Genomic DNA, 12090 nt, shown 5'->3' on the forward strand with positions numbered 1-12090 from the left:
TCCTATATCCCTGAAATCACATTGATTGCTGATGTTGAAGGCAGTATAGCGCTAATAATACGATTCCAGCGCGCCAAGCCAGTTGGATCAACATAAAGAATGTCATTGGCTTGCATGTCAAAACGACTGGCCAAGGCAAAGCTTGTGATGCTCTGCATGTCGACATAATAAATATTGGTATATTGATACTTAGGATTATCCCGAACGATATATACTTTGGCGGCGTTGGCCGTATTAGAATTCAACCCATTTGACTCACCTAGTACATGCGCTAGGCTTAGCCCTTGCTCAGGAATAGCAACGGGCTCAATTTTGCCAAATTCTCCCAATACATAGACCTTATTGCGGCTTTGGCTATTGACATGAATAGCATCGCCGTCTTGTAAGTATATTTGATTGGCAGACAGCCCCATTTGATTTAATGATTGGATACCGAGCTTGTAACTTTTGCCTTGACGGTTTAATACGATATGGTTTGAATCACCCGTATCAGTCGTCCCACCCGCCATAGAAATAGCACCATATACTGAGATGGGCACATCTGCGATAACAAACTCACCAGACTGCTTGACCTCACCATCCACAAAAAACTTACTACCACGGTAGTTGATGATTTTGACCTGAGGATCTGAGTATTTGAGATAGCGTTGAAGCTTGCTTTGCAAAGTGGCAGTGAACTGCGGCACACTGAGACCGCTGGCTTTGACTCTCCCTATTAAGGGGAATTGTATAAACCCTTGCTGGTCAACAGTCAGACTAGACGTTGAGGCATTAATATCTGGATAATTGGTCAGGATAATATTGAGAACATCCCCTTTAGCAATGCCATAGCTGACACGCCCAGATGTTTTTACTAAATGATATAAATCTCGATCAAGATTGACGGCTTCTTTAGGTGGTAGATTAGCCAAACTCAAAGGTTGAATATAGAATTGTAGACCGTTTTCTGCAGTGAATTTCCCTGACTCGGGTAATTTCCCAGACTGAAGTCCTGAATTTATTGTGCAACTGCTGAGCAATACTGTCAGCAATAGGCAAGACGCACTTACTATTAAGGAGCGCTTTTGTACAGAAATGAAATATTTATAAACCATAACAGTTACTCATATTTATATTCGTGAATCAAAAATAAGTGCCTTGCTGCTATCAATATATTCATAAAAAAGGATGTATTTATTGAATATACACCTAAACTATACATAACGCAATATTTATAAACATTGATGTAAGAACAATTTTCTTAGTTGATTTATTTTACGTAAACCCTTTTCACAAATGACGTATAGCGCATATCGATAAAAACAAGAAGACAGAAAAATCTAAATTTAAAGACATATTCAAAGGAGTTAGCAGTATTTTTTAGGGTTTATGCTGCCGAAAACAGAAATTTGGTATTGGTTATGCTGCTTAACTGATCTTAATAATATTCAAAGAAACTACTGTTTTATTAAAAATATAAATATAAGCATTTGTGTGCAAATAGCTTAGTTTCACAACACCCTAATCAACTTTTATTTTAGAAATCTCTTTTAATTTAGCAAACTTTCTTTTATTAATGTAAAACGATAAATTGATACCGTTTGTAGATACTGGTTTGCGTGCTAAAGTCATCAAAATAGCGTAGAATAGTCAATCCAATTTTTTACATTGAGAAATGTAAACCCACCGACTCAAGGACATGATTATGAAAGATGAAAAATTACAGAAAGCCCTCGCCCGTATGGGTCTTGGCTCACGCCGTCAAATGGAAGAAGTCATAAAATCAGGGCGTGTTACTGTTAATAACGGACCTGCGACCATTGGTGATCGCGTCGAGCAAGGCGATGAGATTCGCGTTGACGGTCGTCAGATTAAATACACCTCTGAAAACGAAAAGCGTCGCCGTGTTATCGCTTACTACAAACCTGAAGGCGAAGTCTGCTCTGCTAAAGATCCAGAAGGTCGTCCAACCGTTTTTGAGCGTTTACCAAAACTGACTCATGATCGCTGGGTGATGGTTGGTCGCTTGGACATCAATTCAACCGGGCTATTATTGTTTACCAATGATGGTGAGATGGCGCATCGCTTGATGCATCCGTCTGGTGAAGTCACTCGCGAGTACGCAGTACGTGTATTGGGTGAAGTCACGCCTGAAATTGCACGTGCATTAACGGCTGGCGTTATGCTAGAAGATGGCATTGCAAAGTTTGAAGATATCAAAGAAGGCGGTGGTGAAGGCGTCAACAAGTGGTATCACGTCCAGCTAAAAGAAGGTCGTAACCGTGAAGTACGTCGCTTGTTTGAATCGCAAGGCCTGAAAGTAAGCCGTCTACTACGCACGCGTTACGGTACGATTGCTCTACCAAAAGAGCTACGTACTGGTCGTTTCTTAGAACTCGACAGAAAAGACATCAATACGTTGACCGATCTAGTGAGCTTACGTCCTCGTTATGGTACGGGTCTGCATGGCGCAGCGAAAGAGAAACAAGAGCGTATCAGAAGCAAGCCGCTTAAAGCGCGTCGCGCTACTGACAGTCGTAGCGATAGCCGCAGTGGTAGCGACAATCGTAACAGCAGCGCGAAGCCTAAAAGTAGTGCTAGCCCTGCCAGCCGTGGTACGCGCAATACTCGTGACCGCAACGACAAGCGTTAATCGCCTGAATGTAAAATGTAGTGTGACTTTGAATCTTCAATAGTTTTAAAGTAGACCACAAAAAAGCTGCCAATGATGAATAATCATTGGCAGCTTTTTTTATAGAAATAATATAAAAGGTAGCTGTCAACCTGACGACTTATATTTAGCTATCGTGGCTATTAATATAATTCCTCATTACTCGTGGCTCTTGCAACTGCTGACTTTCCATTTGTTCTAATAATCTATCTAGACGCTGCTCAATATTATTAAAGACTTGCTGTAATAACTCACTGGCTTCAATCCTTTTATCATCACCAACATGATTGGTGCTTGTATTGATTTGTGCCAAATGATGATGCCTGATTAGCATTTCAGGTAGCCGAGTTTGCAACATCTTGTTTAATACAAACTGTTGCTCGGTTACGGCAGGCGTTTTATGCTGAGCTTGTAGTGATTTTTGATATGCTTGATAGTGGGTTACTTTTTCATCGATACGTTTTAATTGGCGCAGCTGTGGCTCTGATAAATTTTTCAGGTGTTTTTTATTTAAATTTAGTTGCTGCCAACTGAGTTTGGACAATGACAACGGTGCATCATAATCCTGATAAGTGAGTACACCTGGCGAAATACCGACCGCTTTGTGCAGCGCATGCCAGCCTTTTTTACCCAAATAAAAGGTGGTGACGGTCGTCACAATGCCAATGCCTATTAAGATGCTCATATACCCTTACTCTTCATCGTTTGATCACACCACTTTGCCTTTACAGTTTAATATTCTCAGCACTCACATTCTTACCAGTTGCGCTAGTTGGATTTTCAATCGCTTTAATTTCTATATTGGTATTAGCACTACGGACACTACTAACATTGCTATCGAGCTTTTCAATATCTGTCGTAGTAGCAGGATTATTAAAGCGTTTTTGTAGATAGCGGTTGGTCGCCAGCAGCTTTTGACCATCTTGGTGATAAGAGGCATTCAGTAAATCATCAAACTGAGTATTAATGGTACGTAATACATCTAATAGCGCTTCTTTTCCAGTCACATTAGAGTGCTTGATTTTGGTCGTGTCAGCGCGCGCGCCATCCCCCACATCTAAGTCGTGCAAGCGGCGATAGTCAGTCACAGCAAGTGGCACATGTCTGTCCATTAAATTTTGAATCATAATGTAGGTTTCATTGACCGTGTCTTTATCGTCTATCTTGCCATCATTATTGGTATCGCCATAAATGACCCGCAGCTTCTCCCCTTTTTCATTGATTTGGTCAAGTGCTGTTTTGACTTCAACAGGCAAGCTTTTTTCTGGGATGTAACCCAATTGCGGCATCGCTTTGTACTCAAGCATTTTAGGCGCAGTCATTTTTTTGATACCACGATACCCCAGATATAAACCAGCGACTGGTAACACTCCATATAAAATGAACATGACAAACATCGCAGTAACTTGAGTCATTAGAGTATCCTAATTGTTGAATAAAATGGCTTGGTAAATTTCTTGTTATTTTAAACTTCTTATTATTTTAAATAAGATAGATAGTTATTATTAAACAAAAAAATAAGGCTCTATTAAAGCCCTATATTGTTATGCATTGCGTCGCTTGTGTGAAAACCATGTTAGGACGTGTCCCCAATTTAATCACAGCTCTGAATTATGTTAATTTTATAATGACAATCAACAGCCATTAACTATTAGCCATTAACTTTTTGTCCGGCTTTTGACATAACGGTGCGTTGAAGCCAAACGATTCATCACCGTTTGATGCAGCTCATCTAACAATTCATCAAGCTCATAATCAATTTCTAAAAACAAATCCGTCAGCATGTCACCTGCCGTCATTTTTCCTTGCACCATATTGTTTTTGGTGCGGTGCGGACTAAAACGCTGTAATTGCTCATAATGATGGAGGGCTTCTGGAATGCTCTCTGACACCAGCTTATCGATGACAAATTGGCGTTCATTATGTTGCTGTTGCTCCTCGTTCAGCTCACTGCTCCACTCACGATAGCGTTTTAACTTACCATTGATACGGTCTAGTATCGCAACGGCCTCGATGGGCATGGCGTTTAGGGTGGCTTCATCGACCACATCAACAAGCTCAGTCATAATCGGGCAGCGTCCATGTTTGAGATACCATAAAGTATCGGGGTCAAAAGGCGGTCTATTGGTCGGGCGCATCTGAGCGCGATTGGACAGGTAGCGATCAGTCAAAGGTGTCGGCGTTCTGATATCACTCACTTGCGCCAAAGCATCACAAATACATTCGCTGCGCTCAGGCGGCGTCAGTACAGAACGCTGACTGACAGCTTGATCGTTTTTATCATTGTTTTTACTATTATTATCAGTCACCTCTATATCTTGACTGATAGCCATCTCCTGAGCATTTTTGGCTGCTAGCGTTGGCAGGTCATCTTGAGCTTGCCCAAATGACTTTAGCATTCTTGTCAGACTTACCACCATGACCTACCTTGCCCCTCGTCCCGTGCACGCTTATTGCGCTCGTATTGCATAGATTTATCCAATAGCGTATCTTAACAGCTTTTTACCGCGCTGCCAGTAAGCAAAATGTCAACACCTCTCATCCGCCCCCTGCTAAGCACACTATTATGAATGCGACCGACTACACCTCTGGATTCTTACTTGGGCTATCGCTCATCATCGCGATTGGCTCACAAAACGCCTTTGTACTCAAACAAGGACTCAAACGCGAGCACATATTTTTTGTCTGCTTATTTTGCGCGGTCAGTGATGCGCTATTAATCTCTGCGGGCGTTGGCGGTTTTGGCGCGGTTACGGCGCAATATCCGCAAGTGGTCAATATCGCAAAATTCGCTGGTGTTGTATTCTTGCTAGGCTATGGATTGCAGAGCTTATATGCCAGTGCGCGCGTCACACATGCACTCACCGTCGAGGGACAAGTCGTCACCAGCTTAAAAAAAGCCCTGTTATTATGTTTTGGCTTTACTTGGCTCAACCCACACGTCTACTTAGATACATTGGTACTCGTTGGCATGGTTTCAACGGGTGCTAGTAGTAAGCTGGCATTTGCAGTCGGCGCAGTCAGCGCCTCATTCTTTTTCTTTTTTGCGTTGGGTTATGCGGCGCGATTACTCAAACCATTATTTGCCAAACCAAAAGCGTGGAATATACTCGATGCTTTGGTAGGGATACTCATGTTGTATTTGGCGTGGCATCTGTACCGAAGTTAAAAACAACGATAAAGGCAAAATAGGTGATAGGATAAACCATTAACACAGCTCCTAAATATAAGTATAAGTACAAAAAAAGCCAAACACCTTGTATAAATGCGTTTGGCTTTTTGGAATCTCACACTTTTACTATTTACGATACTTTTTTACGCTTTTTAGGCTTAACGAAGGTTAAGTTCAAAAAATGCTCAAGCGAGTCATCAAGGACGTCCAACCAAGGCTCTGGCAACTCAGGCGATAGCGTGCCTGTTAACGTAGAGCGATACGCCTTTTCTCTAAAGGTCATGATATTATCGGCTTTATCTTTTTGCCATTCTTTTAAGATTTCACCCTGTTTTTCAACGGCAAATTCTGGATAATCGGTCGCATTGGTTAAATCACGAATATAAGCGGCTTGAAAGTCGATTGAATCGCTGACCGTCACGCACTTCGCATAAGTTGCCAACCACTTTTTCTCATCTGCTTGACAGTGTACCAATTCAGGCAATTCGATATCGCCCATCATCACATCACGTGCATACCATGCTTGAGCGTCAAACATATTAAAGGTGAAATACTGATCCTGCATACCTAAATAAATGAGCTTTGGGTTTGGCTGCCAGAAAATCCCTTTGTGCAAGTTGGCTGGATATAAGCAGTTATGCGTTTGCAGACGTAACTCATCGGGCATAAAGGGGAAATGAAACAGATAACCGGTACACATAATAATGGCATCAAATTTTTGGCTGCTACCATCGGCAAAGTGCGCCACATCTTCTTCAAAATGGGTGACCAAAGGCACTTCTTTGATGCCCTCTGGCCAGTCATAGCCGAGCGCTTGCGTGCGATAGCTGATAGTGACTGATTTGGTGCCATACTTATAGCACTGCGTGCCAATGTCTTCGGCTGAATAACTACTGCCGATGAGCAAAATATCTTCGTCTTTGAACTCTAAGGCGTCACGAAAATCATGCGCGTGCAGAATGCGACCAGGGAAAGCTTCTAACCCTTCAAAGTAAGGCATATTGGGCGTGGAGAAATGACCCGTCGCCACGACGACATAATCAAACTCTTCCACTTCTTGCTCGTTGGTTTTATGATTCATCACCGTCACGGTGAATTTTTGCGTCTCATCATCAAATGACACCCAACGTACTGGGCATTCAAAGCGGATGTATTTCTGGATATCTTGTTTATCGATACGCCCCATAATATAGTCTTTTAGGACTTCACGCGGTGGATATGAGGGGATCGCTTCACCAAAATGCTCGTCAAACGAATAATCAGCAAATTCTAAGCACTCTTTGGGACCATTGGACCATTGGACCACAAGTAACGGTACATACTACCGTGAACAGGCTCACCATTTCTGTCTAATCCTGTACGCCAGCTATAGTTCCACATGCCACCAATAGCGTTTTGCTTTTCATAACACACTATCTCAGGTAAGTTCTTTGCACCAGCCAAACGAGCTGCTTCAAAAGCGCGTAATTGTGCTAAACCACTTGGACCTGCACCTAAAATAGCAATTCTTTTATTACTCAAGACTAACTCCTATGATAATAGTTGTCTGTCCACTGTAACATATTTTTATGAATGGTGTTTTTTCGAATACTTTTGGTGATTAATTAGCCATAGCTTAAGACATGACTATTCTACAAAAAGGGCTTCTAACCGAATCTTTGGTTTTTAAATTTGATATGAGTTTGCACGTGCTTTTCATTAAGGCGTATTAAACATTCATAAATCAGCACTGTCAGTGCTAGGGTTGAATACTCAACACGCCCATTGAGGAATAAGTCAAAAAACTGACGGACAAACATAACGTAGCAGCGTCATTACACTAAATCAGGAAATAAAGTGCGTAAGCCATTAACGATAATTTCGATAGAAACTGCCGCCAATAACATCCCCATAATTCGGCTCATGATGTTCAATCCAGTATCACCCAGCAAGCGACTGATACGACCTGCCGCCATCAATGCTAGATAGCAAAACAGACTGATAAATAAACCAGCAATCAATATGGCAGATACTTGCAAAATACCAGAGACTTGTGAAGAATAAATAATCACCGTCGAGATACCACCTGGTCCAATCATCATTGGAATAGCGATAGGCACAACTGCTGCTGCCATGGTGGGCGGCGCGTCTTGTACATGGTCAACATCGAAGTTTTCTTGATCGGGCTTCACGGGATTACCGTCGCCATTCATCATATTAAGAGCAATCAAAAACACCAAGATACCACCTGCCAGCTGAAACGAGCCGATAGAAATACCAAGTGCTTTTAGTAATGTCTCGCCTGCTACCGTAAAGAAACTAATAGTGATAAAAATCGTCAAACAAGCAACACGCGCCACTTTGCGTCGATTATTCATCGAATAACCACGGGTCAAATCCAAAAATAACGTCAAAGCGCTAAAGGGATTAATCAGTACCATAAAGGCTAAGATTATCTTGATGATTTCAGTATTCACTGAGCGCTCGCTTGTCTATTAGTCAAATCGGGCAAAAAGATAAGGTCATCGTGCAAGTACGACGATGACCCAATAGTTGGTTGAAAATGTCATTGTATCATAGGCAGATAAGCTAATTAAATCATTAACTTTGCTTAACTTTCTGACAGCAGACTATCTATAAAAACAGATACTTAACATTGACCAATCAACCGTCATTTGGCGGGTAAATAACCTCATAAAGCCTAATCACTAAAACAGGTATGTAAAGACAGGTATGTTGAAAATCATGCGCTAAAATCAAGACCGATATCTAATGCCGTGGTACTGTGCGTCAAATAACCCATGGCAATAAAATCAACACCCGTTTTTGCTGCTGCTTGCACGGTTTCAGGAGTAATACCACCTGAAGCTTCTGTTCTCGCGCGACCTTTACACATCGTTACTGCCTGCGCTAGTATTTCAGGGGACATATTATCTAATAGCACCAAGCTCACGCCAGCGTCTAATGCCTGCGCTAATTGCGCTAAAGTATCGACTTCTACTTCGATGGGAATTAAATGCCCAGCGAAGTTTTGCGCTTGTTTAATCGCAGTCTTTATATCACCAGCGATGGCAATATGATTGTCTTTGATTAAAATAGCATCGTCCAGTCCCAAACGATGGTTGCGCCCGCCGCCGCAGCGTACCGCGTACTTTTGTACAATGCGCAAGCCAGGAATGGTCTTACGTGTACAAGTAATTTGCGCAGGATACTCTGCCACACTATCTACAATTTTTCTGGTATCTGTCGCAATGCCACTCAAGTGGGTCATAAAATTGAGCGCGGTACGTTCTGCTGTCAGTAAATGGCACGCATTACCACGCACACTAGCCAAGACTGTACCCGCGTCAACCCATTCACCATCAGCAACTTGAGCCACAAACTCAATCTGAGGATCAACCATCGCAAACGATAAACGTGCCAAATCCATACCACATATCATGCCTGCTTGCCGAGCTTTAATCTCTAGCTTTGCTTGCATATCGGCTGGAATGGTGGCTTGTGATGTGACATCTCCGCGTCTGCCCAAATCTTCAGTTAGCGCAGCTTCAACCAAAGGTCTAAGCAATACATCATCCAATGCTGGTTCTTTTTTAACTGTCATCTTTAACCCTTAAATAAACGTGGCGTTCATATATGCTTACGCAATTAAACTCAAAATGAGCATAAATATAGCGTAAAGTTAACAGCCTCGCAAGGAACCGTCATCATTTTGTGCAGCTGACAGGGTTTTATAATCATCAAAATAAAGATAGCAAGGTAGTCTATCGACTCCTATTTACGCTTAGGCAACTTACTATCCATCAATAAGCTTTGTAGTTCAATATCATGACGAAAGCGATAAAGCTTGGCAGGGCGACCACGTTGGGCGCTACTACTCTGTCCTGTTTCCGTCACAAGTTTTTGTGAATCTAGCAAACGACGGAAATTTTGCTTGTGCAAGCGCACTCCTGAGAGCGCTTCTACGCTTTGTTGTAATTGTGACAAGGTAAATACATCTGGCATCAAGCCAAAAATAAGCGGTTGGTATTCAATTTTGGCACGCAGCCGTGAAATAGCCGTTGCAATCACTCGGCGATGATCATAATACATCGGCACACCAATGAGCTGTGACCAGTTTTCAGGTAGCTTATTTTGATGGCTCGGTTGGTGAGCACTTTGATGGACGCTTTGATGATTCATTGAATAGCTGGGTGGATAATTAGGTGCTTCCGGTATCAGCCCCGCTTCATACAGCATCTCATAGCGCAGTAACACATGCTCAGCGACCCACTCTCTATTTTCATAATGCTCATAGGCTGTGTATTCATTATCCGCATTTTCACTTGTGGTCATATCACCCACTAAGAGCGCTTCACTTACACCCCAACATAAACCAATACGCTGACGGCGGCGCTGCTGAATGCCTGAATCTTTAGCGCTATCTGCCCAGCTCAATAATGCTGGCACAATATTATTCATAATGATGCTAGGTATGCCATCCAAATGATTTTCCCAAGGAAAGTAATCATACCAATCGCGCCACAATGCTTGGCTTTGTAACTGCTGCGTTTGTGTCTCTTGCACCAGTCCCAAATAGCTCACGTAGACCAGTGCATGACCATCAACATTGCGCCTATTGGTATCGACAAAGGTGTATAGCTGCTCCAAATAACCAAGTGGTTGCTGTGTTTGCTCCTCAACCCATTGGCGCACACCCGCTTGCAATGAACGATGCAACGGCATCAATGGACCATTGGGTAACAGCTTTCCTTGATCAACGGTTAAGACCCGAGCGGTATGCTCAGTAATGGCGACTAGCACGGCCACGACTTCTGTGGTGCCACTACCTTGCTGATGCGCGTGTGAATAAGACAACGTCATGACTTTAGTGATTACCTTTTATTTTAATTATTAAATAAAGCTCAACTGCTAAGCCGTTGACCATTTGCTCAGTATAGCTTGAATCAACGATTATCATAGTTCGTGGTTGTAATTATATAAAATGAGTCTTTATAAATCATAAATGTACAAATCATAAATGTATAAAAAATACTTGTATTTATGCTCAAAATGAGCATAATTAAAACATCTGACTAGCCAGCGATATTAATTGACTTATTTTTAGCGGCATATTGCTTGTCGTTACTGCCTAAAAGGTTTGCATCTATGAAAACTTATCCTTACGACGCGCCCATCATGAGTAATGACAATCGCATTGCAATACAAATGAATATTGAATATGCCAAAGCTAAAATGCCAGCAGACTTGCCGCGTACTGAACGTCTCATAGTCGAGGAAAACATTAAACAGCTATTAAAAGCGCATGATGCAGTATTGGTCGCCCATTATTATGTCGACCCCTTTATTCAGGATTTGGCATTGGCAACCGGCGGTTGCGTGGGCGACTCGTTGGAGATGGCACGCTTTGGGAAAGCGCATAGCGCCCAGACCTTAGTGGTCGCTGGCGTCCGCTTTATGGGTGAGTCGGCGAAAATTTTAAGTATGGAAAAAACAGTACTGATGCCAGACCTAGAAGCGGAATGCTCGCTTGACTTGGGCTGTCCTGCCGATGAGTTTTCAGCCTTTTGTGATGCTCACCCTGAGCGTACAGTCGTCGTTTATGCCAATACCAGCGCCGCCGTCAAAGCCCGTGCCGATTGGGTGGTGACCTCATCGGTTGGCATCGACATTATTCGCCATTTGCATGCGAATGGTGAAAAAATTATTTGGGGTCCTGATCGCCATTTAGGTAAATATATTGCTAAAGAGACGGGCGCAGATATGCTGCTTTGGCAAGGCTCGTGCCTCGTACATAATGAGTTTAAAGCGACCGAGCTAATGCAATTAAAAGAGGAGTATCCAAACGCTAGGGTATTGGTGCATCCTGAATCCCCTGATAGCGTAGTGGCGCTCGCCGATGTGGTAGGTTCGACCAGTAAGCTGCTGCAATCGACTTATGAGATGGATGCTGATACCTTTATCGTCGCTACCGATTTGGGCATCTTGCATGAGATGCAAAAACGCTCACCAACTAAGCGGTTTTTGGCTGCACCTACTGCAGGTGAAAGCGCCAGTTGTAAGAGTTGCGCATTTTGCCCATGGATGGCAATGAATGGTCTAAAAGGTATTGAACAATGCTTGACGCAGCGCAGCGGTGAAGTTTTGATGACGCCTGAGCTGGCAGTCGCGGCTAGAAAACCCTTGCAACGCATGCTTGATTTTGCCGAATCACAAAAACAGCGTGTGACAGCGAGCGGAGATATTGTCAAAGACCGTGAGTTATTTGCCAATGTCGGAGCTGCCTAAT

At 42.7% G+C, this 12090-nt stretch carries 12 protein-coding genes; 3 read left to right on the forward strand and 9 right to left on the reverse strand.

Annotation, left to right across the window (positions count from 1 at the left end; translation table 11 throughout):
- Nucleotides 1-2: 2 nt before the first annotated feature.
- Nucleotides 3-911 (reverse strand): polysaccharide biosynthesis/export family protein, encoded by a 909-nt coding sequence (locus tag JMV76_RS12600; RefSeq protein ID WP_227690389.1) that lies wholly within the window; start codon nucleotides 909-911, stop codon nucleotides 3-5.
- Between the two features lie 773 nt (nucleotides 912-1684).
- Here JMV76_RS12600 and rluB point away from each other — a divergent pair.
- A complete protein-coding gene (gene rluB, locus JMV76_RS12605; RefSeq protein WP_201502936.1) occupies nucleotides 1685-2632 on the forward strand; it encodes a 23S rRNA pseudouridine(2605) synthase RluB in 948 nt (315 codons plus the stop codon).
- A 145-nt stretch (nucleotides 2633-2777) separates the two neighbouring features.
- On the opposite strand, the gene JMV76_RS12610 is transcribed toward rluB, so the two are convergent.
- The 3 genes from JMV76_RS12610 to JMV76_RS12620 all read right to left on the reverse strand — a co-directional run bounded on the left by JMV76_RS12610 (nucleotide 2778) and on the right by JMV76_RS12620 (nucleotide 5049).
- Complete coding sequence (locus JMV76_RS12610) at nucleotides 2778-3335, reverse strand: hypothetical protein (protein ID WP_201502937.1); 558 nt, start codon at nucleotides 3333-3335, stop codon at nucleotides 2778-2780.
- A gap of 40 nt (nucleotides 3336-3375) precedes the next feature.
- Nucleotides 3376-4065 carry a hypothetical protein gene (locus JMV76_RS12615; protein ID WP_201502938.1) on the reverse strand — a complete coding sequence of 230 codons (690 nt, stop codon included), beginning with the start codon at nucleotides 4063-4065 and terminating at the stop codon, nucleotides 3376-3378.
- Nucleotides 4066-4308: 243 nt separating this feature from the next.
- Nucleotides 4309-5049 carry a hypothetical protein gene (locus JMV76_RS12620; protein WP_201502939.1) on the reverse strand — a complete coding sequence of 247 codons (741 nt, stop codon included), beginning with the start codon at nucleotides 5047-5049 and terminating at the stop codon, nucleotides 4309-4311.
- A 167-nt stretch (nucleotides 5050-5216) separates the two neighbouring features.
- Between JMV76_RS12620 and JMV76_RS12625 the strand changes: the two genes are divergently transcribed.
- A complete protein-coding gene (locus JMV76_RS12625) occupies nucleotides 5217-5819 on the forward strand; it encodes a LysE/ArgO family amino acid transporter (RefSeq protein ID WP_201502940.1) in 603 nt (200 codons plus the stop codon).
- A gap of 133 nt (nucleotides 5820-5952) precedes the next feature.
- Here the strand turns inward: JMV76_RS12625 and JMV76_RS12630 are convergent, their stop codons facing one another.
- The 5 genes from JMV76_RS12630 to JMV76_RS14915 all read right to left on the reverse strand — a co-directional run bounded on the left by JMV76_RS12630 (nucleotide 5953) and on the right by JMV76_RS14915 (nucleotide 10664).
- The gene (locus tag JMV76_RS12630) at nucleotides 5953-7128 is read right to left on the reverse strand and encodes an NAD(P)-binding domain-containing protein (RefSeq protein ID WP_265090306.1); all 1176 of its coding nucleotides are present in this window, start codon (nucleotides 7126-7128) and stop codon (nucleotides 5953-5955) included.
- Nucleotides 7092-7343 (reverse strand): hypothetical protein, encoded by a 252-nt coding sequence (locus JMV76_RS15120; protein WP_265090307.1) that lies wholly within the window; start codon nucleotides 7341-7343, stop codon nucleotides 7092-7094. Before JMV76_RS15120 ends, JMV76_RS12630 begins: the two co-directional genes overlap by 37 nt.
- Nucleotides 7344-7636: 293 nt before the next feature.
- A complete protein-coding gene (locus JMV76_RS12635) occupies nucleotides 7637-8278 on the reverse strand; it encodes a MarC family protein (protein WP_083475671.1) in 642 nt (213 codons plus the stop codon).
- A 266-nt stretch (nucleotides 8279-8544) separates the two neighbouring features.
- Entirely contained in the window at nucleotides 8545-9405 is an 861-nt protein-coding gene (gene nadC / locus JMV76_RS12640) for a carboxylating nicotinate-nucleotide diphosphorylase (protein WP_201502941.1), read from the reverse strand.
- A 170-nt stretch (nucleotides 9406-9575) separates the two neighbouring features.
- The gene (locus JMV76_RS14915; RefSeq protein ID WP_227690391.1) at nucleotides 9576-10664 is read right to left on the reverse strand and encodes an NUDIX hydrolase; all 1089 of its coding nucleotides are present in this window, start codon (nucleotides 10662-10664) and stop codon (nucleotides 9576-9578) included.
- 285 nt (nucleotides 10665-10949) lie between these two features.
- Between JMV76_RS14915 and nadA the strand changes: the two genes are divergently transcribed.
- Entirely contained in the window at nucleotides 10950-12089 is a 1140-nt protein-coding gene (gene nadA / locus JMV76_RS12650; RefSeq protein ID WP_201502942.1) for a quinolinate synthase NadA, read from the forward strand.
- Nucleotide 12090: the final 1 nt, after the last annotated feature.

It is taken from the genome of Psychrobacter cibarius (genome assembly GCF_904845955.1).
GTDB lineage: Bacteria > Pseudomonadota > Gammaproteobacteria > Pseudomonadales > Moraxellaceae > Psychrobacter > Psychrobacter cibarius_B.

Bases quoted from the DNA above. Each gene is read 5' to 3' on its own strand.
- nadC (WP_201502941.1), bottom strand. From the start codon at position 9,405: ATGACAGTTAAAAAAGAACCAGCATTGGATGATGTATTGCTTAGACCT.
- JMV76_RS12615 (WP_201502938.1), bottom strand. From the start codon at position 4,065: ATGACTCAAGTTACTGCGATGTTTGTCATGTTCATTTTATATGGAGTG.
- JMV76_RS12610 (WP_201502937.1), bottom strand. From the start codon at position 3,335: ATGAGCATCTTAATAGGCATTGGCATTGTGACGACCGTCACCACCTTT.
- nadA (WP_201502942.1), top strand. From the start codon at position 10,950: ATGAAAACTTATCCTTACGACGCGCCCATCATGAGTAATGACAATCGC.
- JMV76_RS12620 (WP_201502939.1), bottom strand. From the start codon at position 5,049: ATGCTAAAGTCATTTGGGCAAGCTCAAGATGACCTGCCAACGCTAGCA.
- rluB (WP_201502936.1), top strand. From the start codon at position 1,685: ATGAAAGATGAAAAATTACAGAAAGCCCTCGCCCGTATGGGTCTTGGC.
- JMV76_RS14915 (WP_227690391.1), bottom strand. From the start codon at position 10,664: ATGACGTTGTCTTATTCACACGCGCATCAGCAAGGTAGTGGCACCACA.
- JMV76_RS12625 (WP_201502940.1), top strand. From the start codon at position 5,217: ATGAATGCGACCGACTACACCTCTGGATTCTTACTTGGGCTATCGCTC.